Annotated in this window: 33 protein-coding genes; 25 read left to right on the top strand and 8 right to left on the bottom strand. The window is 64.6% G+C overall.

Annotation, left to right across the window (positions count from 1 at the left end; translation table 11 throughout):
• Position 1 precedes the first annotated feature (1 nt).
• The 21 genes from rplP to G7079_RS11160 all read left to right on the top strand — a co-directional run bounded on the left by rplP (position 2) and on the right by G7079_RS11160 (position 12,193).
• Positions 2-415, top strand: coding sequence for a 50S ribosomal protein L16 (gene rplP, locus G7079_RS11260; RefSeq protein ID WP_166057394.1), 414 nt, complete (start codon positions 2-4; stop codon positions 413-415).
• A complete protein-coding gene (gene rpmC / locus G7079_RS11255) occupies positions 415-600 on the top strand; it encodes a 50S ribosomal protein L29 (RefSeq protein ID WP_139715741.1) in 186 nt (61 codons plus the stop codon). The genes rplP and rpmC overlap by 1 nt, the downstream gene beginning before the upstream one ends.
• Positions 601-612: 12 nt before the next feature.
• On the top strand, positions 613-876 hold the full coding sequence (gene rpsQ, locus G7079_RS11250) for a 30S ribosomal protein S17 (RefSeq protein ID WP_166057393.1): 264 nt from the start codon (positions 613-615) through the stop codon (positions 874-876).
• 12 nt (positions 877-888) lie between these two features.
• Positions 889-1,257 (top strand): 50S ribosomal protein L14, encoded by a 369-nt coding sequence (rplN, locus tag G7079_RS11245; protein WP_139715739.1) that lies wholly within the window; start codon positions 889-891, stop codon positions 1,255-1,257.
• A gap of 17 nt (positions 1,258-1,274) precedes the next feature.
• Positions 1,275-1,589 (top strand): 50S ribosomal protein L24, encoded by a 315-nt coding sequence (rplX, locus tag G7079_RS11240; protein WP_166057392.1) that lies wholly within the window; start codon positions 1,275-1,277, stop codon positions 1,587-1,589.
• 2 nt (positions 1,590-1,591) lie between these two features.
• Positions 1,592-2,134 (top strand): 50S ribosomal protein L5, encoded by a 543-nt coding sequence (gene rplE / locus G7079_RS11235; protein WP_139715737.1) that lies wholly within the window; start codon positions 1,592-1,594, stop codon positions 2,132-2,134.
• Between the two features lie 10 nt (positions 2,135-2,144).
• Positions 2,145-2,450, top strand: coding sequence for a 30S ribosomal protein S14 (rpsN, locus tag G7079_RS11230; protein WP_166057391.1), 306 nt, complete (start codon positions 2,145-2,147; stop codon positions 2,448-2,450).
• Between the two features lie 176 nt (positions 2,451-2,626).
• Positions 2,627-3,022, top strand: a complete 396-nt coding sequence (gene rpsH / locus G7079_RS11225) for a 30S ribosomal protein S8 (RefSeq protein WP_166057390.1) — start codon at positions 2,627-2,629, stop codon at positions 3,020-3,022.
• A 13-nt stretch (positions 3,023-3,035) separates the two neighbouring features.
• Complete coding sequence (rplF, locus tag G7079_RS11220; RefSeq protein WP_166057389.1) at positions 3,036-3,563, top strand: 50S ribosomal protein L6; 528 nt, start codon at positions 3,036-3,038, stop codon at positions 3,561-3,563.
• Between the two features lie 44 nt (positions 3,564-3,607).
• Positions 3,608-3,964, top strand: a complete 357-nt coding sequence (gene rplR, locus G7079_RS11215; RefSeq protein WP_166057388.1) for a 50S ribosomal protein L18 — start codon at positions 3,608-3,610, stop codon at positions 3,962-3,964.
• Between the two features lie 169 nt (positions 3,965-4,133).
• Positions 4,134-4,673: a 30S ribosomal protein S5 gene (gene rpsE / locus G7079_RS11210; RefSeq protein WP_166057387.1), complete on the top strand. Its 540-nt coding sequence runs from the start codon at positions 4,134-4,136 to the stop codon at positions 4,671-4,673.
• Positions 4,666-4,857 carry a 50S ribosomal protein L30 gene (gene rpmD / locus G7079_RS11205; protein ID WP_139715731.1) on the top strand — a complete coding sequence of 64 codons (192 nt, stop codon included), beginning with the start codon at positions 4,666-4,668 and terminating at the stop codon, positions 4,855-4,857. The genes rpsE and rpmD overlap by 8 nt, the downstream gene beginning before the upstream one ends.
• A gap of 4 nt (positions 4,858-4,861) precedes the next feature.
• Positions 4,862-5,299 (top strand): 50S ribosomal protein L15, encoded by a 438-nt coding sequence (rplO, locus tag G7079_RS11200; protein ID WP_166057386.1) that lies wholly within the window; start codon positions 4,862-4,864, stop codon positions 5,297-5,299.
• Positions 5,300-5,306: 7 nt separating this feature from the next.
• Positions 5,307-6,659 (top strand): preprotein translocase subunit SecY, encoded by a 1,353-nt coding sequence (gene secY, locus G7079_RS11195; protein WP_166057385.1) that lies wholly within the window; start codon positions 5,307-5,309, stop codon positions 6,657-6,659.
• A 342-nt stretch (positions 6,660-7,001) separates the two neighbouring features.
• Positions 7,002-7,358, top strand: coding sequence for a 30S ribosomal protein S13 (gene rpsM, locus G7079_RS11190; RefSeq protein WP_166057384.1), 357 nt, complete (start codon positions 7,002-7,004; stop codon positions 7,356-7,358).
• Between the two features lie 10 nt (positions 7,359-7,368).
• A complete protein-coding gene (gene rpsK / locus G7079_RS11185) occupies positions 7,369-7,761 on the top strand; it encodes a 30S ribosomal protein S11 (protein ID WP_096297427.1) in 393 nt (130 codons plus the stop codon).
• A 19-nt stretch (positions 7,762-7,780) separates the two neighbouring features.
• A complete protein-coding gene (rpsD, locus tag G7079_RS11180; protein ID WP_166057383.1) occupies positions 7,781-8,410 on the top strand; it encodes a 30S ribosomal protein S4 in 630 nt (209 codons plus the stop codon).
• 57 nt (positions 8,411-8,467) lie between these two features.
• Positions 8,468-9,466 carry a DNA-directed RNA polymerase subunit alpha gene (rpoA, locus tag G7079_RS11175; RefSeq protein ID WP_166057382.1) on the top strand — a complete coding sequence of 333 codons (999 nt, stop codon included), beginning with the start codon at positions 8,468-8,470 and terminating at the stop codon, positions 9,464-9,466.
• 287 nt (positions 9,467-9,753) lie between these two features.
• The gene (rplQ, locus tag G7079_RS11170; RefSeq protein WP_166057381.1) at positions 9,754-10,125 is read left to right on the top strand and encodes a 50S ribosomal protein L17; all 372 of its coding nucleotides are present in this window, start codon (positions 9,754-9,756) and stop codon (positions 10,123-10,125) included.
• A gap of 102 nt (positions 10,126-10,227) precedes the next feature.
• The gene (locus tag G7079_RS11165; protein WP_166057380.1) at positions 10,228-10,749 is read left to right on the top strand and encodes a disulfide bond formation protein B; all 522 of its coding nucleotides are present in this window, start codon (positions 10,228-10,230) and stop codon (positions 10,747-10,749) included.
• 70 nt (positions 10,750-10,819) lie between these two features.
• A complete protein-coding gene (locus G7079_RS11160; RefSeq protein ID WP_166057379.1) occupies positions 10,820-12,193 on the top strand; it encodes a 3-deoxy-7-phosphoheptulonate synthase class II in 1,374 nt (457 codons plus the stop codon).
• Positions 12,194-12,222: 29 nt separating this feature from the next.
• Here the strand turns inward: G7079_RS11160 and G7079_RS11155 are convergent, their stop codons facing one another.
• The 4 genes from G7079_RS11155 to typA are packed head-to-tail and all read right to left on the bottom strand — an operon-like array spanning position 12,223 to position 16,756.
• A complete protein-coding gene (locus G7079_RS11155) occupies positions 12,223-13,833 on the bottom strand; it encodes an amidase (RefSeq protein WP_166057378.1) in 1,611 nt (536 codons plus the stop codon).
• A 55-nt stretch (positions 13,834-13,888) separates the two neighbouring features.
• Positions 13,889-14,362, bottom strand: a complete 474-nt coding sequence (locus G7079_RS11150; protein ID WP_166057377.1) for a DUF2127 domain-containing protein — start codon at positions 14,360-14,362, stop codon at positions 13,889-13,891.
• The gene (gene thpR, locus G7079_RS11145; RefSeq protein WP_166057376.1) at positions 14,359-14,907 is read right to left on the bottom strand and encodes an RNA 2',3'-cyclic phosphodiesterase; all 549 of its coding nucleotides are present in this window, start codon (positions 14,905-14,907) and stop codon (positions 14,359-14,361) included. Before thpR ends, G7079_RS11150 begins: the two co-directional genes overlap by 4 nt.
• 19 nt (positions 14,908-14,926) lie before the next feature.
• A complete protein-coding gene (typA, locus tag G7079_RS11140) occupies positions 14,927-16,756 on the bottom strand; it encodes a translational GTPase TypA (protein WP_166057374.1) in 1,830 nt (609 codons plus the stop codon).
• Between the two features lie 106 nt (positions 16,757-16,862).
• Between typA and G7079_RS11135 the strand changes: the two genes are divergently transcribed.
• Positions 16,863-17,357, top strand: a complete 495-nt coding sequence (locus tag G7079_RS11135) for a peptidylprolyl isomerase (RefSeq protein WP_166057373.1) — start codon at positions 16,863-16,865, stop codon at positions 17,355-17,357.
• Positions 17,358-17,423: 66 nt separating this feature from the next.
• On the opposite strand, the gene G7079_RS11130 is transcribed toward G7079_RS11135, so the two are convergent.
• The 4 genes from G7079_RS11130 to G7079_RS11115 are packed head-to-tail and all read right to left on the bottom strand — an operon-like array spanning position 17,424 to position 19,895.
• Positions 17,424-17,993 (bottom strand): hypothetical protein, encoded by a 570-nt coding sequence (locus G7079_RS11130; protein ID WP_166057372.1) that lies wholly within the window; start codon positions 17,991-17,993, stop codon positions 17,424-17,426.
• A 20-nt stretch (positions 17,994-18,013) separates the two neighbouring features.
• The gene (locus G7079_RS11125) at positions 18,014-18,877 is read right to left on the bottom strand and encodes a M48 family metallopeptidase (protein WP_166057371.1); all 864 of its coding nucleotides are present in this window, start codon (positions 18,875-18,877) and stop codon (positions 18,014-18,016) included.
• Complete coding sequence (locus G7079_RS11120; protein ID WP_166057370.1) at positions 18,874-19,188, bottom strand: hypothetical protein; 315 nt, start codon at positions 19,186-19,188, stop codon at positions 18,874-18,876. The genes G7079_RS11125 and G7079_RS11120 overlap by 4 nt, the downstream gene beginning before the upstream one ends.
• Positions 19,185-19,895 (bottom strand): hypothetical protein, encoded by a 711-nt coding sequence (locus G7079_RS11115; protein WP_166057369.1) that lies wholly within the window; start codon positions 19,893-19,895, stop codon positions 19,185-19,187. Before G7079_RS11115 ends, G7079_RS11120 begins: the two co-directional genes overlap by 4 nt.
• Positions 19,896-20,033: 138 nt before the next feature.
• Here G7079_RS11115 and G7079_RS11110 point away from each other — a divergent pair, with 138 nt between their 5' ends.
• From G7079_RS11110 to G7079_RS11100, 3 genes are read left to right on the top strand one after another with little or no spacing between them, the layout of a single operon-like run.
• Positions 20,034-21,233: a pyridoxal phosphate-dependent aminotransferase gene (locus G7079_RS11110; RefSeq protein ID WP_166057368.1), complete on the top strand. Its 1,200-nt coding sequence runs from the start codon at positions 20,034-20,036 to the stop codon at positions 21,231-21,233.
• A 13-nt stretch (positions 21,234-21,246) separates the two neighbouring features.
• Positions 21,247-21,630: a glutaredoxin domain-containing protein gene (locus G7079_RS11105; RefSeq protein WP_166057367.1), complete on the top strand. Its 384-nt coding sequence runs from the start codon at positions 21,247-21,249 to the stop codon at positions 21,628-21,630.
• 37 nt (positions 21,631-21,667) lie between these two features.
• Entirely contained in the window at positions 21,668-22,651 is a 984-nt protein-coding gene (locus G7079_RS11100; RefSeq protein ID WP_166057366.1) for a malate dehydrogenase, read from the top strand.
• Positions 22,652-22,774: the final 123 nt, after the last annotated feature.

The following is a 22,774-nucleotide window of genomic DNA, read 5'->3' as shown; positions in this document are numbered from 1 at the left end:
CATGTTGCAACCCAAGCGAACCAAATATCGCAAGCAGCACAAGGGCCGGAACGAAGGCCTGAGCTGGAGCGGCAATGCCGTCAGCTTCGGCGAGTTCGGCCTGAAGGCGACCGCGCACGGCCAGTTGACCGCGCGCCAGATCGAGGCCGCGCGTCGTTCCATCAGCCGTTACGTGAAGCGTGGCGGCAAGATGTGGATCCGCGTGTTCCCCGACAAGCCGATCACCAAGAAGCCGATCGAAGTCCGCATGGGCTCCGGCAAGGGCAACGTGGAGTACTGGGTCGCGCAGATCCAGCCCGGCCGCATGATCTATGAAATCGAGGGCGTCGACGAAACCACGGCACGCGAAGCGTTCCGCCTGGCCGCCGCCAAGCTCTCGGTCACCACCACTTTCGTGACCCGGACGGTGCGCTGATGGAACTCAAGCAACTGCGTCAGAAGTCGGCGGACGAGCTCCAGGCCCACCTGGTCGAACTGCAGAAGGAGCGCTTTGCGCTGCGCATGCAGAAGGCCACTGGTCAGCTCGCCAAGACCCACGAAGCCCGCCGCGTGCGCCGCGAGATCGCTCGCGTCAACACGCTGCTCGGTGCGAAGAAGTAAGGGACAGCCGAAATGACTGAACAAACCAAGAAGCTGCACACGGTCGATGGCCGCGTCGTCAGCAACAAGATGGACAAGACCGTCACCGTGCTCGTCGAGCGCCAGGTCAAGCACGCGCTGTACGGCAAGTACCTGCGTCGCTCGACCAAGCTCCACGCGCATGACGCCGACAACGCCTGCAACGAAGGCGATGTCGTGCGCATCGCCGAGTGCGCGCCGATGTCCAAGACCAAGAACTGGCGCGTGGTGGAAATCATCGCGCGTGCGGCCGAGTAAGGAGAGACAGCCATGATCCAGATGCAGAGCTTTCTCGACGTTGCGGACAACTCCGGTGCCAAGGAGCTGATGTGCATCAAGGTGCTCGGCGGCTCCAAGCGCCGTTACGCCGGCATCGGCGACATCATCAAGGTGTCGGTGAAAGACGCGATCCCGCGCGGCAAGGTGAAGAAGGGCGACGTCTACGACGCCGTCGTGGTGCGTACCCGCAAGGGTGTGCGTCGCGCCGACGGTTCGTTGATCCGCTTCGACGGCAACGCCGCTGTCCTGTTGAACAACAAGCATGAACCGATCGGCACCCGCATCTTCGGGCCGGTGACGCGCGAACTGCGCTCCGAGAAGTTCATGAAGATCGTCTCGCTCGCCCCCGAAGTGCTGTGAGCGGAGAGGACTAAGACATGAACCGTATCAAGAAGGGTGACCAGGTCGTGGTCACCACCGGCAACAAGAAGATCAAGGGTCAGACCGGCGAAGTGCTGCGCATCGATGGCGAGCGCGTGTACGTCTCCAACCTGAACCTGGTCAAGCGCGCCACCAAGCCGAATCCGCAGGCCGGCCAGTCCGGCGGGCTGATCGAGCGCGAGGCGTCGATCCACATTTCCAACGTGATGCTGCTCAACCCGGCGACGGGCAAGGGCGAACGCGTTGCCACCAAGATCCTGGAGAATGGAAAGCGCCTGCGCGTGTTCCGCTCCAACGGTGAGGCGATCTGACCATGAATACCCGTCTGGAAAAGTTCTACAAGGACGAAGTGGTGCCGAAGCTGATGAAGCAGTTCGGCTACACCAATCCGATGGAAGTGCCGAAGCTGACCAAGATCACCCTGAACATGGGCGTGGGCGAGGCGGCGACCAACAAGAAGATCCTCGAGAACGCGGTGGCCGACATGGCCAAGATCTCCGGCCAGAAGCCGCAGGTCACCAAGTCGCGCGTCTCGGTGGCTTCGTTCAAGATCCGCGACGGCTGGCCGATCGGCGCCAAGGTGACCCTGCGCCGCGCCAAGATGTACGAGTTCCTGGACCGCCTGATCAACATCTCGCTGCCGCGCGTGCGTGACTTCCGCGGCGTGTCGGGTCGTTCGTTCGACGGCCGTGGCAACTACAACATGGGCGTGAAGGAACAGATCATCTTCCCGGAGATCGATTTCGACGCCGTCGACGCGATGCGCGGCATGGACATCGCCATCACCACCACCGCGAAGACCGATGCCGAGGCCAAGGCCCTGCTCGAGGCCTTCCGCTTCCCGTTCCGCAACTGAGGCAAGACATATGGCCAAGACTTCGATGGTGAACCGCGAGGCCAAGCGCGCCAAGCTTGCCAAGCAGCACGGCGCCAAGCGCGACGCGCTGAAGAAGATCATCTCCAGCCAGGACGCGTCCTACGAGGAGAAGATGGACGCGGCGGTCAAGCTGCAGAAGCTGCCGCGCGATTCCTCGCCGAGCCGCCAGACCACGCGTTGCGTCCTGACCGGTCGTCCGCGCGCCGTGTACAGCAAGTTCGGCCTGGGCCGCAACGCGCTGCGCAAGGCGACGATGAACGGCGACGTCCCGGGCCTGCGCAAGGCTAGCTGGTAAACGAAAACCCTGTCATACTAGGCGGCTTCCCGCCTTGAATCGGCAGGATAGACCGGGGCCCGCAGCGATGCGGGCCTTCGGCCGAGACAAGCGTCGTGCGGTTCGTCCGCGGGCGTCCACAACCAAAGACAGATTTTCGCGAAAGCGGATATCGGTGCACTCATCAGGAACCATCCATGAGCATGACTGATCCCATCGCCGACATGCTGGTCCGCATCAAGAATGCGGCAGCGGTTGGCAAGCAGACGGTGAAGATGCCGTCCTCCAAGACCAAGGTCGCGATCGCCAACGTCCTCAAGGGCGAGGGCTACATCGCCGACGCGCGCGTCACCCAGCTCGGCGCCAAGGCCGAACTCGAAATCGCCCTGAAGTACTACGAGGGCAAGCCGGTGATCGAGACCCTGAAGCGCGTGTCGCGCTCGGGCCTGCGCAACTACCGCGGCAAGGACGCGCTGCCGAAGGTCCTCAACGGCCTGGGCGTCGCCATCATTTCCACCTCCAAGGGCATCATGACCGACACGCAGGCGCGCCAGCAGGGCGTCGGCGGTGAAGTCCTGTGCATCGTGGCTTAAGGGAGTAACGACCATGTCCCGAGTTGCCAAGAAGCCGGTTGCCCTTGCCAAGGGTGTCGAGCTCAACGTCCAGGCGGATTCGATCAGCGTGAAGGGCCCGAAGGGCACCCTGAGCGTGCCGAAGCCGGCCGGTATCGAAGTCAAGATCGAAGACGGCAATGCGCTGCTGTCCGCCAACGACGCCTCGCTGGTGCCGCTGACCGGCACCCTGCGCGCCATCGTCGCCAACATGGTGAAGGGCGTGTCTGAAGGCTTCGAGCGCAAGCTCGAGCTGGTCGGCGTCGGCTACCGTGCTGCCATGCAGGGCAAGGACCTGAACCTGTCGCTCGGGTTCTCGCATCCGATCCTGTTCCCGGCGCCGGAAGGCATCACCATCAGCACCCCGACCCAGACCGAGATCGTGGTCGCCGGTGCCGACAAGCAGCGCGTCGGCGAAGTCGCCGCCAAGATCCGTGGCTACCGCCCGCCGGAGCCCTACAAGGGCAAGGGTGTGAAGTACGCCGGCGAAGTCATCATCCGCAAGGAAGCCAAGAAGGCGTAATCCCGCAAGGGATGCACGCGCCTTCAGCTTCGAGGAACCAGATCATGAGCATCAAGAACACCGCCCGCCTGCGCCGCGCCAAGTCCACCCGCGCGCACATCCGCAATCTCGGCGTGCCGCGCCTGACCGTGCTGCGCACGGGCCAGCACCTGTACGCCCAACTGTTCACCGCCGATGGCGCCAAGGTGCTGGCTTCGGCCTCCACCGTGCAGGCCGACGTGATGTCCGGCCTGAAGAATGGCAAGAACGCCGAAGCCGCCGCCAAGGTGGGCCAGGTGATCGCCGAGCGCGCCAAGGCCGCGGGCATCGAGAAGGTCGCGTTCGACCGCTCGGGCTACCGCTACCACGGCCGCATCAAGGCGCTGGCCGATGCCGCGCGCGAAGGCGGCTTGCAGTTCTAAGCCTTGATGGCATGGGGTTTCGGCCCCATTCCATCGAACGGATTGATTGCTTGCCGATGCAAGGTGCATCGGACGCCAGTGCCGGTTGCGGCCATGGCGGAACATCCGCGGTAACCCACAACTACAAGCGGCAACGCCGCAAATTCCTTCAATTCAAGAGATATCGAAAATGGCAGAACAACGCGAATCCCGCGGCCGCGATCGTGGTCCCCGCGAGGAAAAAGTCGATGACGGCATGATCGAGAAGCTGATCGCGGTCAACCGCGTCAGCAAGACGGTCAAGGGCGGTCGCCAGTTCACCTTCACCGCGCTGACGGTGGTGGGCGACGGCGCCGGCCGCATCGGCATGGGCTATGGCAAGGCGCGCGAAGTGCCGGTCGCCATCCAGAAGTCGATGGAGCAGGCTCGCAAGGGCATGAGCACCGTCGACCTCAACAACGGCACCTTGTTCCACCAGATCAAGGCCAACCACGGTGCAGCCAGCGTCTTCATGAAGCCGGCTTCCGAGGGTACTGGCGTGATCGCCGGTGGCGCGATGCGCGCCGTGCTGGAAGCGGTGGGCGTAAAGAACGTGTTGGCGAAGGCCACCGGTTCGCGCAACCCGATCAACCTGGTGCGCGCCACGATCCGTGGCCTGGAGTCGGTGCATTCGCCGGCCAAGATCGCGGCCAAGCGCGGCAAGAAGGTGGAGGACATCGTCCATGGCTAAGAATGAATCCGGCACGGTCACCGTGCGCCTGGTCAAGGGCCTGCGCGGCACCCAGTCCCGTCACCGCCTGTCGGTGAAGGCGTTGGGCCTGGGCAAGCTCAATAGCGTCCGTACGCTGAAGGACAGCCCGCAAGTGCGCGGCCTGATCAACCAGCTCCACTACCTGGTCAAGGTCGAGGACTAATCCCATGAAAATGAATACTCTGAGCCCCGCCGAGGGCGCTCGCCAGGCGCCGAAGCGCGTCGGTCGCGGCATCGGTTCCGGCCTAGGCAAGACCTGCGGCCGCGGCCACAAGGGTTCGTTCGCGCGCGCCGGCAAGGGCAAGATCAAGGCCGGTTTCGAAGGCGGCCAGATGCCCATGCAGCGTCGCCTGCCGAAGATCGGCTTCCGTTCGAAGCTGGCCAACGACACCGCCGAAGTGCTGCTGTACAAGCTGGACACGCTGCCGGCCGGCGAAATCGACTTCGCCGCCCTGCGTGCCGCCAAGCTGGTGCCGAGCACCGCCAAGCGCGCCAAGATCGTGGTCAAGGGCGAAGTCACCAAGGCCTACACCCTGAAGGGCATCGCTGCGACCGCTGGCGCCAAGGCTGCGATTGAAGCCGCCGGCGGCAAGCTGGCGGAGTAACCGGCGAATGTCGCGTAACGCGAGTGCTTTGTCGGGTCTGGCGGGTGCGGGCAAGTTCACCGAACTTCGTTCGCGCCTGCTGTTCGTCCTCGGGGCGTTGATCGTCTACCGCATCGGCTGTTTCATCCCGGTGCCGGGCGTCAACCCGCAGGCGATGCTGCAGCTGATGGAAGCGCAGAAGGGCACCATCGTGGACATGTTCAACATGTTCTCCGGTGGCGCCTTGTCGCGTTTCAGTCTGTTTGCGCTGAACGTGGTGCCGTACATCTCGGCCTCGATCGTGGTCCAGCTGATGACCCAGATCCTGCCCAGCTGGAAGGCGATGTCCAAGGAAGGCGAATCCGGCCGCCGCAAGATCACCCAGTACTCGCGTTATGGCGCGGTGTTCCTGGCGGTCTTCCAGGCCGCAGGCATCGCCATCGCACTGCAGGGCCAGGGTGCCAGCGGTGGCATTCCGGTCGTCTACAACCCGGGCCCGGGCTTCGTGATGACCGCGGTGGTTTCGCTGACCGCCGGCACGATGTTCCTGATGTGGCTGGGCGAGCAGGTGACCGAGCGCGGCATCGGCAATGGTGTTTCGCTGATCATCTTCGCCGGCATCGTCGCAGGCCTGCCCGGTGCGGTGATCAACACCCTGCAGCAGGCCAACAGTGGCGACATGCAGTGGATCACGGTGTTCTTCATCCTAGCCATCGTGCTGGCGTTCACCTGGTTCGTGGTGTTCATGGAACGCGGCCAGCGCCGCATCACCGTGAACTACGCGCGTCGCCAGGGTGGCCGCGGCGCGTACATGAACCAGAGTTCGTTCCTGCCGCTCAAGCTCAACATGTCGGGCGTGATCCCGCCGATCTTCGCCTCGTCGATCATCATGTTCCCGGCCACCGCCTCGACCTGGTTCGGCCAGTCCGGTAGCCCGGCGACCGCTTGGTTGCAGAAGTTCAGCCAGATGCTGTCACCGGGCGAGCCGCTGCACATGATCCTGCTGGCTGCGTTGATCATCGGCTTTGCGTTCTTCTACACGGCGTTGGTGTTCAACTCCCAGGAAACTGCGGACAATCTGAAGAAGTCGGGCGCGCTGATTCCGGGCATCCGGCCGGGCAAGGCCACCGCCGACTACATCGATGGCGTGCTGACCCGGTTGACCCTGGCCGGTTCGCTGTATCTGGTACTGGTCTGCCTGTTGCCGGAAGTGATGCGCACCGAGCTGGGCACCTCGTTCTACTTCGGCGGTACCTCACTGCTGATCGTGGTGGTGGTGGTGATGGACTTCATCGCGCAGATCCAGGCGCATCTGATGTCGCACCAGTACGAGAGCCTGCTGAAGAAAGCGAATTTGAAAGGCGGCTCGCGAGGCCGCTGATTCCCGCGGATTTCAATTCGCTGGAAGAATGGAACAACCGCCGAGCCGGGCATCGCGCCCCGGTCGGCACAATGGGCGACTCACGCAGCGATTCCGGGCGTGGGTGGTACCGAACCGATCCGCGCGCCGGAGTAGCGCGCGGGCAGGCCGGCCAGCTTTCCCAAAAGGAAGCCATCCGGGGCTGCCAGTTCGGCACCATCGCCGGAGCATGGGCACACTCCCCATGCCGGGCAACGGGCTTTCGGGGCCGGGGCTTCCTGAATCATCGGAATCGGGTTATAATTTCATGTTCACCGCGCCGGATTGCCAAATCCGGTGCCTTTCGTTATCGGAGATCGCCTTATGGCGCGTATTGCGGGCGTCAACCTGCCTGCCCAGAAGCATGTCTGGGTCGGGCTGCAAAGCATCTACGGCATTGGCCGTACCCGTTCCAAGCAGGTCTGCGAATCGGCCGGCGTGAATTCGTCGACCAAGATCCGCGACCTGTCCGAGCCGGACGTCGAGCGCCTGCGCGCCGAAGTCGGCAAGTTCGTCGTCGAAGGCGACCTGCGTCGCGAGATCGGCATGGCGATCAAGCGCCTGATGGACCTGGCCTGCTACCGCGGCCTGCGCCACCGTCGCGGCCTGCCGCTGCGTGGCCAGCGCACCCGTACCAATGCACGTACCCGCAAGGGTCCGCGCAAGGCCATCAGGAAGTAAGGAATAAATCATGGCCAAGCCAGCAGCAACCAAGACCAAGAAGAAGATCAAGCGCGTCGTCACCGACGGCATCGCCCACGTCCACGCTTCGTTCAACAACACCATCATCACCATCACCGATCGCCAGGGCAATGCGCTGTCGTGGGCCACTTCGGGCGGCGCGGGTTTCCGCGGTTCGCGCAAGTCGACCCCGTTCGCCGCGCAGGTCGCCGCCGAGAAGGCCGGCAAGGCCGCGCTCGATTACGGCGTGAAGTCGCTGGAAGTGCGCATCAAGGGCCCGGGCCCGGGACGCGAGTCGGCCGTGCGTTCGCTGAACAACGTGGGCTACAAGATCATCAACATCATCGACGTGACGCCAATCCCGCACAACGGGTGCCGTCCGCCGAAGAAGCGTCGCGTCTGACGCCGGGGAGCATTAGAAAATGGCTCGTTATATCGGTCCCACCTGTAAGCTCGCCCGCCGCGAAGGCGCAGACCTCGGTCTGAAGTCGCCGGCGCGCGCGCTCGATTCCAAGTGCAAGCTCGAGCAGAAGCCCGGCCAGCACGGCGCCAACGTGCGCAAGGGCAAGCTGTCCGACTACGCCACCCAGCTGCGCGAGAAGCAGAAGGTCAAGCGCATCTACGGCCTGCTGGAGCGCCAGTTCCGCAACTACTACAAGAAGGCCGCCACCAAGAAGGGCAACACCGGCGAGAACCTTCTGCAGATGCTGGAAACCCGCCTGGACAACGTCGTCTACCGCATGGGCTTCGCCGTCACTCGCCCGGCCGCGCGCCAGCTGGTGTCGCACCGCGGCATCACCGTGAACGGCAAGTCGGTGAACCTGCCGTCGTACGCGGTCAAGGCCGGCGACGCGATCACCCTGTCGGAGAAGGCCGCGCGCCAGCTCCGCGTCAAGGAATCGCTGACCGTCGCCCAGCAGATGGACCTGTCCCCGTCGTGGGTCGAGGTCGATGCCAACAAGTTCGCCGGCGTGTTCAAGGCCGTGCCGGACCGCGCCGATCTGCCCAGCGACATCAACGAAGCGCTGATCGTCGAGCTGTACTCGAAGTAATTTTCTTTGCGTCACGCACCCGGCGTCATGAACCGGGTGCTTCAGGAGACATCACGAATGACGGTTACCGCAACCCAAGTGCTGCGCCCCCGCGGCCCGCAGATCGAGCGCATCGCCGACAACCGCGCCAAGGTCGTGATCGAACCGCTGGAACGCGGCTACGGCCACACCCTCGGCAACGCCCTGCGTCGCGTGCTGCTGTCCTCGATCCCCGGCTTCGCGATCACCGAAGTCGAGATCGATGGCGTGCTGCACGAGTACACCACGGTCGAAGGCCTGCAGGAGGACGTGCTCGAAGTCCTGCTGAACCTGAAGGACGTCGCCATCCGCATGCACAGCGGCGATAGCGACACCCTGGAACTGAAGAAGCAGGGCCCGGGCATCGTCACCGCCGGCGACATCAAGACCAGCCACAACGTCGAGGTGCTGAACCCCGACCACGTGATCGCCAGCCTGACCAAGGACGTGGCGCTGAACATGCGCCTCACCATCAGCCGCGGTTTCGGCTACCAGCCGGCCGCCGCGCGCCGCCGTCCGGATGAAGAAACCCGCACGATCGGCAAGCTGATGCTGGACGCCTCGTTCTCGCCGGTCCGCCGCGTCGCATACGCGGTGGAAGCCGCGCGCGTCGAACAGCGCACCGACCTCGACAAGCTGGTGCTGGATATCGAAACCAACGGCACCATCGACGCCGAGGAAGCCGTGCGCACCGCAGCCGACATCCTCAGCGACCAGCTGTCGGTGTTCGGCGATTTCACCCACCGCGATCGCGGTGCGGCGAAGCCGGTCGCCAGCGGCGTTGATCCGGTGCTGCTGCGCCCGATCGACGACCTGGAATTGACCGTGCGTTCGGCCAACTGCCTGAAGGCGGAGAGCATCTACTACATCGGCGATCTGATCCAGAAGACCGAAGTGGAGCTGCTCAAGACCCCGAACCTGGGCAAGAAGTCGCTCACCGAGATCAAGGAAGTGCTGGCCCAGCGTGGCCTGTCGCTTGGCATGAAGCTCGAGAACTGGCCGCCGGCCGGCATCTCGGCCCACGGCATGCTTGGGTAAGCGAGCGTGTACAGGCGATGCCATCCGGCATCGCCTGCGCGAGCGAACGCCCGAGCGCTGTGCGCGAGGGCAGGGGTGCAAACGCGGCGCAGCCGCGGCTTCCGCTCCGATTTCAAGTTGAACGATTCATCGCAACACCCGCCGACGAACGAAACGTTCGCGGCATGACCGGCAAGGGACGCCGGCACGGACCACCCGCAGTCCACCCGCCCGGAACACTGAGCACACGCCAGGATGGCGACAGCGATATCCAACGACACAACATTCATTCGTAAGGAATCTTTCCCATGCGTCACCAGAAATCCGGCCGCAAGTTCAGCCGCACCAGCGCGCATCGCAGCGCGATGTTCTCCAACATGGCCGCTTCGCTGTTCAAGAGCGAGCTGATTCGCACCACCCTGCCGAAGGCCAAGGAACTGCGCCGCGTCGCCGAGCCGCTGATCACCCTGGCCAAGGTCGATGGCGTTGCCAACCGCCGCCTTGCGTTCGCGCGTCTGCGTGACAAGGAGGCCGTGGGCACCCTGTTCACCGTGCTGGGCCCGCGCTACGCACAGCGTCCGGGCGGGTACCTGCGCATCCTGAAGTGCGGCTTCCGCGCCGGCGACAACGCGCCGATGGCGTATGTCGAGCTGGTGGACCGCCCGCAGACCGCCGAATAATCCACGGCGCCAGCGCTGTACCGAAAGACCCCGGGACTTCCGGGGTTTTTCGTTTTTGGCTATCTGAACGATAATCGGTCAATCCCCACGCATGGCAGGCGCATGAATCCGTTTCGCTGGTCGTTCCGCAGTCAATTCCTGCTTGGATTCGTCGCCTGTGCCGCGCTGCTGAGCTATGCGTTCTTCTACGTGCAGCTCCATCTCGGCATCCAACCGTGCCCGTTTTGCGTCTTCCAGCGCATCTGCTTCGCCGCGCTCGGTCTCGTGTTCCTGATCGGTGGCCTGCATGCGCCGCGCGATGCGAGTACACGCAAGGCGTGGTCGCTGCTGGCGCTGCTTGCCGCCGGTTTCGGCGCGAGTTACGCCGGCCGCCATGCCTGGGTGCAGCTCTATCCGCCGGAATTGCCCAGCTGCGGCCCCGGGCTGAACTTCATCGTCGAACAACATTCCTGGCTCGGCGCGGCGCGGCAGGTGCTGCTGGCCACCGGCGATTGCAGCAACATCGACTGGAAATTCCTCGGCCTGACCATGCCGATGTGGTGCCTGCTCTGGTTCGTTGCACTGGGGCTGTGGGCGCTTCATGCCGGATGGAAACGACGCGAGAAGCATCTGTTCCACAGGTAACTGTTGCAGCGACGTGGGCGCAGCGCGATGATGCAATGCAGCAACGCACAGCATCGAAGTTGAAGTCGCCATGTCCAACGCTATCGCCGTGAATCTCCCCGCCGATTGGTCGCCGTCCAGCTGGCGCCAGCGTCCTGCTTTGCAGATGCCGACCTATCCCGACGCGGCTGCATTGGACGGAGCGCTGCGCGAGTTGCACGCGTTGCCGCCCCTGGTGACGTCGTGGGAAATCCTGGCGTTGAAGAAGCAAATCGCCGAGGCGCAAGAAGGCAAGCGCTTCATCCTGCAGGGCGGCGATTGCGCGGAGACGTTCGATGGCTGCACCTCGGAGGTGATCTCCAATCGCCTGAAGGTGCTGCTGCAGATGAGCCTGGTGCTGGTGCACGGGCTGCGCCTGCCGGTGGTGCGCATCGGCCGTTTCGCCGGCCAGTACGCCAAGCCGCGTTCGACCGATACCGAAGAGCGCGGTGGGGTGTCGCTGCCGAGTTACCGTGGCGATATCGTCAACGGCCCGGAGTTCACCGCCGAAGCACGCATTCCCGATCCGCGGCGGATGATCAAGGCGCATGCGCGTTCGGCGATGACGATGAACTTCGTGCGTTCGCTGATCGATGGCGGCTTCGCCGACCTGCACCACCCCGAATACTGGAACCTGAGCTGGGTCGGCCATTCGCCGCTGGCCGATGAATACCGGCGCATGGTCGACGGCATCGGCGATGCCGTGCGCTTCATGGAAACGTTGTCCGGCAACGAGCTGCACAACCTCAACCGCGTCGATTTCTACACCTCGCACGAAGCGTTGCTGCTGCCATACGAGGAAGGGCAAACTCGCGAAGTGCCGCGCAACTGGGGTTGGTTCAACCTCAGCACGCATTTCCCGTGGATCGGCATGCGCACCGCGCAGCTGGATGGCGCGCACGTCGAATACTTCCGTGGCATCCGCAATCCGATCGGCCTGAAGATCGGCCCGTCGGTGACGCCGGATCAGTTGCTGAAGACCATCGATGCGCTCAACCCGGACAACGAGACCGGTCGCCTGACCCTGATCCACCGCATGGGCGCGGCGCATATCGCCGAAAAATTGCCGCCGTTGCTTGCTGCGGTGAAACGCGAAGGCAAGCGCGTGCTGTGGATCTGCGATCCGATGCACGGCAATACCGAGAGCACGACCAACGGTTACAAGACCCGCCGTTTCCACAACATCCGCAGCGAGCTGGAACAGGCGTTCGATGCGCATGCGGCGGCCGGCCTGCGCCTGGGCGGCGTGCACCTTGAGCTGACTGGCGAGGACGTGACCGAATGCCTGGGCGGCGCGCGCGAGCTCACCGAGCGCGACCTCGAGCGCGCCTACCGCAGTACCGTGGATCCGCGCCTGAACTACGAGCAGGCGCTGGAAATCGCGATGTTGATCGTGCGCAAGCGTGGGCAACTCGCCGCAGGCTGATTCGCCTGCGGCGCGCGCATGCCGCTGGCTTATTTCGTTTCCGCGAGTTCCACGCTGGGCAGGAACTGCGGCGGCTTGCGCGCTTTGCTGGCTTGTTCGTACGAATAGGCCAACTCGACAAGTCGCGCTTCGCTCCACGCAGTGCCCATGAAGGTGATGCCGAGCGGCAGGCCGTGGCTGTCGCCCATCGGCACGGTGATGCTGGGATAGCGCGCCACTGCCGCCGCGCCATAGCCCGCGCCGGTGAAGTGGTCGCCATTGATCGGATCGGTCAGCCACGCCGGTGACATCGATGGTGCTACCAACGCATCCAGGTCCTGCTTCTTCAGTGCGGCATCGATCCCTTGCGGGCCGGCAAGCCTGCGCGCCTTGTCGCGTGCATCGCGGTACGCTTTGTCGGTCAGCGGGCCTTTCGCCTGCGCCTGTTCGAACAGTTCCTGCGCGAAATAACGCATCTCGGTATCGGCATTCTGCTTGTTGAAGACGATGACGTCGGCCAGTGTCTTCACCGGTGCGCCACTGCTGGCCAAGTAGGCATTGAGGTCGGCCTTGAGTTCGTACAGCAGTACTTCCAGTTCGTCCGCATCCCATTGCCCGGCGGTGGGGATTTCGGCATCGACTACGGTGGCACCGGCGGCCTTGAGCGCAGCCGCCGCGCGTTCGAACGCGGCATCCACATCCGGTTGGTAACCCATTGCCTTGCGCAGCACGCCGATGCGCGCACCCTTCAGTGCATCGGGCTTTAAATGCGTGGTGTAGTCGATGGCGCTGCGAGCCGCACGTTCCTGCGTTGCCGTATCCGCAACATCGGCAGCAGCAATCGCGGTCAGCACCGCGGCCGCATCGGCCACGCTGCGCGCCATCGGCCCGGCGGTGTCCTGCGAATGCGAGATCGGGATGATGCCGCTGCGGCTAACCAGGCCGACGGTTGGCTTGATGCCGACTAATCCGGCGACGGCGGATGGACAGATGATGCTGCCGTCGGTCTCGGTGCCGATGCCGACCGTGGACAAGTTGGCGGCGATCGCGGTACCGGTGCCCGCGCTGGAGCCGCAGGGGTTGCGGTCGAGCGCGTACGGATTTTTGGTTTGCCCGCCGCGTGCGCTCCAGCCGGAAGTCGAACGGGTCGAGCGGATATTGGCCCACTCGCTGAGGTTGGTCTTGCCGATGATGACTGCGCCGGCTTCACGCAGTTTCGCGACGAGGAAGGCATCGGACTTCGGTCGATGGTTCGCGAGTGCAAGCGAGCCGGCGGAATTGACCATCGGCGTGGCGTCGATATTGTCCTTCAGCAGAATCGGGATGCCGTGCAGAGGCCCGCGCAACTTGCCCGCCTTGCGCTCGGCATCCAGTGCGTCGGCCTCCTTCAAGGCATCGGGATTGGTTTCGATGACGGCATTGAGTGTCGGGCCGGCATCGTCGATGGCGGCGATGCGGTCGAGGTAGGCCTGGGTGAGTGCATGGCTGGTCAGCGAGCCCGCCGCCATCTGCTGTTGCAGCGAAGCGATGCTGGCTTCTTCGTAGGCGAACGCAGACGGGGCAGTGGCGGCAGTTGGCGTGTCGACGGATGCATTCGACGCTTGCTTGCAACCAACGAGCAAGGCCAGCGAGATGGCGAGCGAAAGGGTCAGGCGGCGCATGCGAATCTCCCGTGACGAATACGCAAGCATCGCCCGTGCCGGAAGCCGCGGCAACTCAGCGGCGGCGCACCATCAGGTCGCGCGCCAGCACCCACACCACCAGCAGGTTGATCGCCACCACCACTGCTTCAAGCCAGTGACGATGGGTGGCGAAGGCGTAGATGTCGAAGGGTAGGTACAGCGCGGCTGCGATGCAGCCCAGCCATGAGGCCCAGGCCTTCGCACGCCACAGGCCCCAGCCTTCGATCAGGTGGACGATGCCGTACAGCGCGGCCACCGCGGCCGCGAGATGCACCGAGCCGGGATTGATCGCCTGCGCGAGCCACGCCGCCGCGCCGTGGCTCGGATCCAATTGGAAGTGCGCGATCAGTTCGTGCACCCAGCGTTGCAGCGGTGCCGGGCCGATCAGCTCCAGCCCACTGGCGGCGAGCAGCGCCAGCGAGCCCTTCACCGCCTCGACGATGGCGATGATGTGCAGGCCGGGGTGCGCGTGCGGATCCGGGTTGTAGTGTTTCTGCTGCTCGCTCATGCCGGCGTCGTCCCTGGCGCGAAGGGCCATGATGCCAGTGACATGTAGCCAGCGGGGACGGTCTGCAAGAGCTCGATGCGGTCGACGCGCAGTGGTGATGCCGGTATTGCCATGTCCGGCAATGTCGGCGGCTGTGCGCCGCGCGGCAGGTAGGCGAGGGTGATGTGCGCAGTTTGCGTGCGTTCCTTGGCGAAGCCGCAACCTTGCATCGCCATTTCGAGTTGCTTGAGCAACGCCTTCAGCGCTTCTGTCGCTTCGACCTTGGCGACGAGTACCCGCGCATGCGGCCAGTACTGCGCGCCGGCCAATATGGCGTCGATCGCCTGTGTTCGTGATGCGAGGACTTGCAACGCGTCGTCGATGCGCATGCGTCGCGCATCGTCGATGGATTCGCCCAGATAACGCAGGGTCATGTGCCACTGCGCGGGCGTGCGCCAGTCGTGGCGCGGCGCATCCGCGGGCAAGGCCGCGCGGATGCGGTGTTGCAGGTCTGCCAGCGCGGCCTGCGTTGCCGCGCCTGGCATCCAGCCGAGGAACACACTCACCGCGCGTTCCCCGCTTGCCTTATGCCGAACGGCTGGCGCGCTTGCGGTCGCTTTCGGTCAGCTGCTTCTTGCGCAGGCGGATTTCCTTCGGGGTGATCTCGACCAGCTCGTCGTCGTCGATGAAGTCCAGCGCCTGTTCCAGCGTGTACTTGATCGCCGGGGTCAGCTGGATCGCATCGTCCTTGCCCGAAGCGCGCATATTGGTCAGCGGCTTGGTCTTGATCGCGTTGACCGTTAGGTCGTTGTCCTTGCTGTGGATGCCGACCAGCTGGCCTTCATACACGTTGTCGCCTTCGGCGGCGAACAGCTTGCCGCGATCCTGCAGCGGGCCCAACGAATAGGCCGGGGTAGCACCTGCGGCATTGGCGATCATCACGCCGTTGAGGCGCTTGGCGATCTGGCCGGTTTCCTTCGGGCCGTAATGGTCGAACACGTGGAACAGCAGGCCCGAACCCTGGGTCAGGGTGCGGAACTCGTTCTGGAAGCCGATCAGGCCACGCGCCGGGATCTGGTAGTCCAGGCGCACGCGGCCCTTGCCGTCGGATTCCATGTTCTTCAGCTGGCCCTTGCGGGTGCCCAGCTTCTCCATCACGCCGCCCTGGTGGATTTCTTCCACGTCGACCACCAGCTGTTCGATCGGCTCCATCAACTGGCCGTCGATTTCCTTGATGATCACTTCGGGACGCGACACCGCCAGCTCGAAACCTTCGCGGCGCATGTTCTCGATCAGCACCGACAGGTGCAGTTCGCCGCGGCCGGAGACCAGGAACTTGTCGGCGTCTTCCAGCTGCTCGACCTTCAGCGCCACGTTGTGCACGGTCTCGCGCTCAAGGCGATCCTTGATCTGGCGGCTGGTCAGGAACTTGCCGCCGGAAAGATCCTTGTTGCCGGCGAACGGCGAGTTGTTGACCTGGAAGGTCATGCTGATGGTCGGCTCATCCACGGTCAGCGCCGGCAATTGTTCCGGCGCATCGATCGCGCAGATGGTGTCGGAAATCGTCAGGTCCTGGATGCCGGAAATCGCGACGATGTCGCCGGCTTCCGCGCTGTCCTGTTCGATGCGCTCAAGGCCCATGAAGCCGAGCACCTGCAGCACCTTGCCCTGCCGCTTCTTGCCTTCGCGGTCGATCACGGTGACCGGCATGTTCTTCTTCAACGTGCCGCGCTGGATACGGCCGATGCCGATCACGCCGACGAAGTTGTTGTAGTCCAGCTGGCTGATGCGCATCTGGAACGGGCCGTCGGTGGCCACCGGCGGCGCCGGCACGTGCTGCATGATCGCTTCGTACAGCGGGGTCATGTCGCCTTCGCGCACGGTGTCTTCCAGGCTGGCGAAACCGTGCAGCGCCGAGGCGTAGACGATCGGGAAATCCAGCTGCTCGTTGGTGGCGCCGAGCTTGTCGAACAGGTCGAACACCTGGTCGATCACCCAGTCCGGGCGGGCGCCGGGGCGGTCGATCTTGTTGACCACCACGATCGGCTGAAAGCCCATCGCGAACGCCTTCTGGGTGACGAAGCGGGTCTGCGGCATCGGGCCGTCCATCGCGTCGACCAGGATCAGTACGGAGTCCACCATCGACAGCACGCGCTCGACCTCGCCGCCGAAGTCGGCGTGGCCCGGGGTGTCGACGATGTTGATGCGGTTACCCTGCCAGGTGATGGCGGTGTTCTTGGCCAGGATGGTGATGCCACGTTCCTTTTCCTGGTCGTTGCTGTCCATCACGCGCTCGGCCAGTACGGTGCGTTCGTTGAGCGTGCCGGATTGCTTGAGCAGGCAGTCGACGAGGGTGGTCTTGCCATGGTCGACGTGGGCGACGATGGCGATATTGCGGAGGCGTTCAATGGACATGCGGAATGCGCGCCGGGATTGACCGGCACGGCCGTTCAGGAAAGGAAGCCGGCTATTATAGCGGGCTGCGGCGTCCGCCGCCTGTATCAATCTGAAGGAACCTCCCATGTCCCTGATCGCCATCTTCGATACCGACCGCGGCCCGATCCGCGTCGAACTGGCCGCCGACAAGGCGCCGCTGACCGTCGCCAACTTCGTCAACCTGGCCAAGCGCGGCTTCTACGACGGCCTGAACTTCCACCGGGTGATCCCGGATTTCATGATCCAGGGCGGCTGCCCGGAAGGTTCCGGCCGTGGCGGCCCGGGCTACCGCTTCGAAGACGAGGCCAATAACGGCTTGGGCCACGACCGTGGCGTGCTGTCGATGGCCAATGCCGGTCCGAACACCAATGGCAGCCAGTTCTTCATCACCCACGTGTCCACCCCGTGGCTCAACGGCAAGCACACCGTGTTCGGCAAGGTCATCGACGGCCTGGACGTGGTGGATGCGGTGAAGCAGGGCGACGCGATCAAGTCGGTGAAGATCGAAGGCGATACCGACGCCGCGCTGGCGGCGAAGGCCGACCGCGTTGCGGAGTGGAACAAGATCCTCGCGGCCTGATCCATCGATACGCTGCATGAAAAGGGCGGCCTCGGCCGCCCTTTTCGTTTCAGCGAGAACTGCGGGTCACTTCCAGCGCAGGGTATCCAGCATCGCGTTGACCTTGGCCTCGTCGCGTGGGTAGTAGTACTCCACCGGCGCGTAGAACAGCGCCAGCGCCAGGCCTTTCTCATGTTCGAAGGCGGCTGCCATGGCCCGGTATTTCAGGCCGGCTTCGTTGTCCATCGACATTTCGAAACGCAGGCCCTCGCGGCCGCCGAAATCCACCGGGCGCAGGTTGGTGACCACCACGTTCACCGCGCCTGCCGCGCGCATGCCGTCCGCGATCAGGTCGCGCAACTCATCCGGCCGCATGCCGCGGTGGTAGAACGCGCCATCCGGGCGGCGCTTGGTCTGGCGTTCGCCGAGGAAGATGAACTCGCGTTCGCGCACATTCGGGACCAGGTAGAGGCTGTTGAGCTGCGGGCCATCGATGGTCCACAGTTGTTCGCGCGAGCCCTGCGACCGTGTCCATTCCATGCCTGCATCGATGGTCAGGTTGCTACCAATCCGCTGCGTGCCTGGTGTCACCAGCGGGCCACCGGCAGCACATGCCGTCAACGCCAGCACCAGCACGACGACGATGATCGCGCGCATGCGTCCTTTCCATGCAGGTTTCATCGGGCACCTCCGAGTTTGTCCAGTTCGCGTTGCACGAAGGCGCGGTCTTCCGCATTCGGCGCGTCCTGCAGGTAGCGTTGCAGCGAGGCGCGCGCACCTGCCGCATCGCCCGCGGAACGCTGCACGAAGCCATGCTCGCGCCATGCCGCCGCGGGCGCGCCCGGCAGCAAGACGGCCTGCGCGTAATAGGTGGCCGCCTTCGCCTTGTCGTCGCCCAGTCCGCGCCGGCGATAGGCCTCACCCAAGTAGAAGGTGAGCAGGCCCTTGTCTTCAGTGGGCGAGTCGGCCAGCAGTTCGCCGATCACAAGGATCGAACCGGCATAGCGACGATTGCCGAGTTCCTCGTCCAGCAATTTCGGCAACAACGGGCGCACTGCGGCGCGGTAGCGATCGCGGCCGCGGTCCGTGGGTGCGTTGGGGATGGCGGCGGCTTCGGCCTTGATGTCGTTCAAGCGTTCTTGCGAGGCGGGATGGGTGGAGAAGACCGGCATCGGCCGATCGTACTTGCGGGTCTGTTCCTCGCGCCACATCCGTGCCCACAAGTCCGCGCCGGCGGACGGCGCCCAACCATGTTCGACCACGCCATCGAAACCCAATCTGTCCGCCTCGCGTTCCATGTCGCGCGAGTATTTGAAGATCGCCGCATAGCCGGCCAGCATCCCGAGCTGCGCGATGCCGCCTGCGCCTGCTCCATAGGCGACCATCTGGAAGGCGCTCAGCCAGGCGCTGGCATCCTTCATCCGTCGCCATTGCTTGAGCGAGTGCTGGGCGGTGAAGTGGCCGGTTTCATGGCCCAGCACGAAGGCGAGTTCGGCCTCGTCGCGGATGCGCAGCAGGGCACCGGTCCAGAACAGCATCATGCCGTTCGGGCCATGCTGGCGTTGAACTGCGGCACGTCCATCACGTACACGCGCAGGTCGCTGCAATGGCCACCGGCGACCTTGCAGGCCACGCCGCGGATGTAGTCGTTGAGGGCCGGGTCGCGCACCAGCAATGGCGAGCGCTTGAGTTCGGTTTCCGCGCGTTCCATCGCATACCAGAGTTCGGCTTCGTCGCTGCCGGCGGTGGGCGCGGTGCCGGGCGCGTTGTCGCGCAGTGGCGCGCGGGAGGCGCAGGCGGCGAGCAGGGTGGCCGCCAGCGCGATCGCAAGACTTCGAAGCGCGGCACTCATTTCGCCGGCACCGGTTGCGTGCCGCGCACGCCCTTGAGCAGGTCGTCCGCGGTTTCGCGCGCACCCGCGAGGTTGCGCATGTCGCCGGTCTGGTCGATCAGCAGGTTGTGCCAGACCACCTGGCCGGTGCGCAGGTCGATCAGGGACGCGACGCCGACCTGCATCCCGCCGCCCATGTCGCCGCCCAGCAACAGCAGGCCGGCGATACGCATGGCCTGGCGGCCGCCGCTAGCGTAGCTGTCGCGGATATAGGTGAACAGGCCGTAGTCCGCGCCGGTGGTCTCGCGCAGCGCCTGCACGCCGGGGCCGACCGACCAGTCGAACTTGCCATGCTTGTTGCGAAGCCTGCCGGTCGCGCTGCCGCGTTCGTAGGTGAGGATGCTCGACGACACCGCCTGGGCCAGCAGATACAGCTGCCTTGCCCGTGTCTCCGGACCAGCATCCGCCGGGAGATAGTAGTCGGGGGCCATGCCGATGCCTTGGCGGGCCAGGGCATCGCGCGCGGCCTGCGGATACAGCTTGCGGGCGGCATCGGTCCACTCCTTGCGGGGTTCGGCCATGCCGCCAGCGCCGAGCTCGGAGAGCTCGATGTCGGGTTCGATGAGCACCACCGTGCCGGAGAGCGCCAATGGCTTGCCGGCGGTGTCCTTGGCGGTGCGCACCTGGGTCGAGGAACAGCCGGAAAGCAGTGCGAATGCAGCCAGCATTGCAGCTACGGAAAGCCAGCGACGGCCATGCCGACGCAGCGTGGATAGAGAGGTCTGGCGAAGCGGCTGTGTTAACATTTGAAGGCTTTCTCCCACGTCCATGCCGCGTTCTGCGGCCCCGTTCCGAGGTTCCCCACGATGCCTCAACTCGCCCGGCGCATTGGCCGCGCCAAGCCCAGCGCCATCATGGCGGTCGCCGAAAAGGCCAAGCGCCTGAAGGCCGAAGGTCGCGACATCATCAGCTTCTCCATCGGCGTGCCGAACTTCCTGCCCGCCGAACACGTCTATGCCGCCGCGCGTGAAGCACTCGCGAAGGATAGTGGACAGTACGGCAGCAATCGCGGCAGCGACGCGTTGCTGGACGCATTCATCGAACACATGGCGAAGATCGGCCTGACCGGCTATGCGCGGGTGAATTGCGCCACCGGCATCGGCGCCAAGCACGTGATCTACAACCTGGCTGAGGCGTTGCTGGACGAGGGCGACACCATCGCCTTTGCGGTGCCGTACTGGACCAGCTACATGGACATCGCCGAAATCGTCAACGCCAAGGTGGACCTGCTGCCGTGCCCGGCCAGCCAGGACTACAAGATGACGCCGACCCAGCTCGACGCTGCGCTGGCGAAGAAGCCGAAGGTGTTCCTGTTCAACAATCCGTCGAACCCGACCGGCATGGTCTACACCCGCGATGAAATCGTCGCGCTGGCCGACGTGCTGGTGAAGTATCCGGACACCTGGATCATCACCGACGACATCTACAACCGCATGCTGTTCGACGGGCTGGAATACGTGAACTTCGTGCACGTGCGCCCGGAACTGCGCGACCGCGTGATCTTCATCGATTCGCTGTCCAAGACCTACGGCATGCCCGGTTGGCGCGTGGGCTTCATGGCCGGTCCGGAATCCGTGGCGCAGGCGGTGACGGTGATGAACTCCAACCACATCACCAACATCCCGGAGATCGTCACCGCGGCGGCCATCGCGGCACTCAGCGGCCCGCAGGACGTGCCGAACGAGAAGAACCTCGAATTCCAGGCCAAGCGCGACCAGGTGATGGCGGTGATGGATGCGATCCCCGGCGTGGTCTGCCCGCGGCCGCAGGGTGCGTTCTACGTGTTCCCGGACATCAGCTGCACCTTCGGCAAGTCGCACAACGGCACCAGGATCGAGAACGACGTCGATTTCTGCAATGCACTGCTGGAAGCCAAGGGCGTGGCCTGCGTGCCGGGTTCCGCGTTCGGCGAGCCGCGCGCGATGCGCATCAGCTACACCTGCCCGACGCCGCAACTTACACCGGGCCTGGCGCGCATCCAGGAATTCTTCGCCGAGCTGGTTTGAGGCGCGAAGTCCCATGCGCGTTACCACTGTCCTTTGGATCGCAGCCGTGCTCGCCGCTGGCGCGATCAGCTACGGCCAGGTGAAGCCGAGGCTCGCCGGGTGGCTCGACGACCCGCCAGCGCTCCATCCCGACGACCCGCGCATGACCACCGGCGACAGCAGCATCGTGATGCTGTCGGCCGAGTGGTGTGGCTACTGCCTCAAGCAGCGCAAGGCATTCGAGATGGCCAATGTGCGCTACCACCTGCTGGACGTGGACACGCCGGAAGGCGACCGCGCGATGCAGGCGCTGCAGACCGGCGGCGTGCCGGTCACCATCGTCGGCCAGGACGTCATCTACGGCTATCAACCCGAGGCGGTGAAGACGCGGTTGGCGCCGCTCGGCTATCGCCTTTGAACACTTACGCATTTCCCGAATGAAGGAAGATTTCCCCATGAAAGCCCCCGTCCGTGTTGCAGTCACCGGCGCCGCCGGCCAGATCGGTTACGCACTGCTGTTCCGCATCGCCTCCGGCGAAATGCTGGGCAAGGACCAGCCGGTCATCCTGCAGATGCTGGAATTGCCGCTTGAGAAGGCCCAGGCCGCGCTGAAGGGCGTGATGATGGAGCTGGAAGATTGCGCGTTCCCGCTGCTGGCAGGCATGGTCGGCACCGATGACGCCGAAGTCGCGTTCAAGGACGCCGATTACGCCCTGCTGGTCGGCGCGCGTCCGCGCGGCCCGGGCATGGAGCGCAAGGATCTCCTGCTTGAGAACGCCAAGATCTTCACCGCGCAGGGCGCGGCGTTGAACAAGGTCGCCAGCCGCAACGTGAAGGTGCTGGTGGTCGGCAATCCGGCCAATACCAATGCCTATATCGCGATGAAGTCCGCGCCCGACCTGCCGGCGAAGAACTTCACCGCCATGCTGCGCCTGGACCACAACCGCGCGCTGTCGCAGCTGGCCAACAAGGCCGGCGTGGCCGTGGCCGACATCAAGAAGCTGGTGGTGTGGGGCAACCACAGCCCGACCATGTACCCGGACTACCGCTTCGCCACCGTCGACGGCCAGTCGCTGAAGGACAAGATCAACGACGCCGACTGGAACGCCAATACCTTCATCCCGCAGGTCGGCAAGCGCGGCGCCGCGATCATCGAAGCGCGTGGCCTGTCGTCCGCCGCATCGGCCGCCAACGCCGCCATCGATCACATGCGCGATTGGGCGCTGGGCACGAACGGCGAGTGGGCGACGATGGGCGTGCCGTCCGATGGCAGCTACGGCATCCCGGAAGGCGTGATCTATGGCGTACCGGTGATCTGCGCCAATGGCGAATACACCCGCGTCGAAGGCCTGCCGGTCGACGACTTCAGCCGCGCGGCGATGGACAAGACTCTCGCCGAGTTGGAAGAAGAGCGCGCTGGCGTCGCCCACCTGCTGTAAGCGTTCGTCGCGGCTGCAAACTCAAAGGGCTGGCCTTGTGCCGGCCCTTTTTTGCATTCGGTGGTTTCGAAGATATGCGGAACGCGTGCACTGCTAGGCAGCACCGTGCACCAATCACGAAAA

Source organism: Thermomonas sp. HDW16, assembly GCF_011302915.1.
Lineage (GTDB): Bacteria > Pseudomonadota > Gammaproteobacteria > Xanthomonadales > Xanthomonadaceae > Thermomonas.
Note: the sequence above shows the minus strand (reverse complement) of the source record. Positions and strands in the feature narration are given on the sequence as shown.

Coding starts and splice junctions, on each gene's coding strand:
- rplP (WP_166057394.1), top strand. CDS start 2: ATGTTGCAACCCAAGCGAACCAAATATCGCAAGCAGCACAAGGGCCGG.
- rpmC (WP_139715741.1), top strand. CDS start 415: ATGGAACTCAAGCAACTGCGTCAGAAGTCGGCGGACGAGCTCCAGGCC.
- rpsQ (WP_166057393.1), top strand. CDS start 613: ATGACTGAACAAACCAAGAAGCTGCACACGGTCGATGGCCGCGTCGTC.
- rplN (WP_139715739.1), top strand. CDS start 889: ATGATCCAGATGCAGAGCTTTCTCGACGTTGCGGACAACTCCGGTGCC.
- rplX (WP_166057392.1), top strand. CDS start 1,275: ATGAACCGTATCAAGAAGGGTGACCAGGTCGTGGTCACCACCGGCAAC.
- rplE (WP_139715737.1), top strand. CDS start 1,592: ATGAATACCCGTCTGGAAAAGTTCTACAAGGACGAAGTGGTGCCGAAG.
- rpsN (WP_166057391.1), top strand. CDS start 2,145: ATGGCCAAGACTTCGATGGTGAACCGCGAGGCCAAGCGCGCCAAGCTT.
- rpsH (WP_166057390.1), top strand. CDS start 2,627: ATGAGCATGACTGATCCCATCGCCGACATGCTGGTCCGCATCAAGAAT.
- rplF (WP_166057389.1), top strand. CDS start 3,036: ATGTCCCGAGTTGCCAAGAAGCCGGTTGCCCTTGCCAAGGGTGTCGAG.
- rplR (WP_166057388.1), top strand. CDS start 3,608: ATGAGCATCAAGAACACCGCCCGCCTGCGCCGCGCCAAGTCCACCCGC.
- rpsE (WP_166057387.1), top strand. CDS start 4,134: ATGGCAGAACAACGCGAATCCCGCGGCCGCGATCGTGGTCCCCGCGAG.
- rpmD (WP_139715731.1), top strand. CDS start 4,666: ATGGCTAAGAATGAATCCGGCACGGTCACCGTGCGCCTGGTCAAGGGC.
- rplO (WP_166057386.1), top strand. CDS start 4,862: ATGAAAATGAATACTCTGAGCCCCGCCGAGGGCGCTCGCCAGGCGCCG.
- secY (WP_166057385.1), top strand. CDS start 5,307: ATGTCGCGTAACGCGAGTGCTTTGTCGGGTCTGGCGGGTGCGGGCAAG.
- rpsM (WP_166057384.1), top strand. CDS start 7,002: ATGGCGCGTATTGCGGGCGTCAACCTGCCTGCCCAGAAGCATGTCTGG.
- rpsK (WP_096297427.1), top strand. CDS start 7,369: ATGGCCAAGCCAGCAGCAACCAAGACCAAGAAGAAGATCAAGCGCGTC.
- rpsD (WP_166057383.1), top strand. CDS start 7,781: ATGGCTCGTTATATCGGTCCCACCTGTAAGCTCGCCCGCCGCGAAGGC.
- rpoA (WP_166057382.1), top strand. CDS start 8,468: ATGACGGTTACCGCAACCCAAGTGCTGCGCCCCCGCGGCCCGCAGATC.
- rplQ (WP_166057381.1), top strand. CDS start 9,754: ATGCGTCACCAGAAATCCGGCCGCAAGTTCAGCCGCACCAGCGCGCAT.
- G7079_RS11165 (WP_166057380.1), top strand. CDS start 10,228: ATGAATCCGTTTCGCTGGTCGTTCCGCAGTCAATTCCTGCTTGGATTC.
- G7079_RS11160 (WP_166057379.1), top strand. CDS start 10,820: ATGTCCAACGCTATCGCCGTGAATCTCCCCGCCGATTGGTCGCCGTCC.
- G7079_RS11155 (WP_166057378.1), bottom strand. CDS start 13,833: ATGCGCCGCCTGACCCTTTCGCTCGCCATCTCGCTGGCCTTGCTCGTT.
- G7079_RS11150 (WP_166057377.1), bottom strand. CDS start 14,362: ATGAGCGAGCAGCAGAAACACTACAACCCGGATCCGCACGCGCACCCC.
- typA (WP_166057374.1), bottom strand. CDS start 16,756: ATGTCCATTGAACGCCTCCGCAATATCGCCATCGTCGCCCACGTCGAC.
- G7079_RS11135 (WP_166057373.1), top strand. CDS start 16,863: ATGTCCCTGATCGCCATCTTCGATACCGACCGCGGCCCGATCCGCGTC.
- G7079_RS11130 (WP_166057372.1), bottom strand. CDS start 17,993: ATGCGCGCGATCATCGTCGTCGTGCTGGTGCTGGCGTTGACGGCATGT.
- G7079_RS11125 (WP_166057371.1), bottom strand. CDS start 18,877: ATGATGCTGTTCTGGACCGGTGCCCTGCTGCGCATCCGCGACGAGGCC.
- G7079_RS11120 (WP_166057370.1), bottom strand. CDS start 19,188: ATGAGTGCCGCGCTTCGAAGTCTTGCGATCGCGCTGGCGGCCACCCTG.
- G7079_RS11115 (WP_166057369.1), bottom strand. CDS start 19,895: ATGCTGGCTGCATTCGCACTGCTTTCCGGCTGTTCCTCGACCCAGGTG.
- G7079_RS11110 (WP_166057368.1), top strand. CDS start 20,034: ATGCCTCAACTCGCCCGGCGCATTGGCCGCGCCAAGCCCAGCGCCATC.
- G7079_RS11105 (WP_166057367.1), top strand. CDS start 21,247: ATGCGCGTTACCACTGTCCTTTGGATCGCAGCCGTGCTCGCCGCTGGC.
- G7079_RS11100 (WP_166057366.1), top strand. CDS start 21,668: ATGAAAGCCCCCGTCCGTGTTGCAGTCACCGGCGCCGCCGGCCAGATC.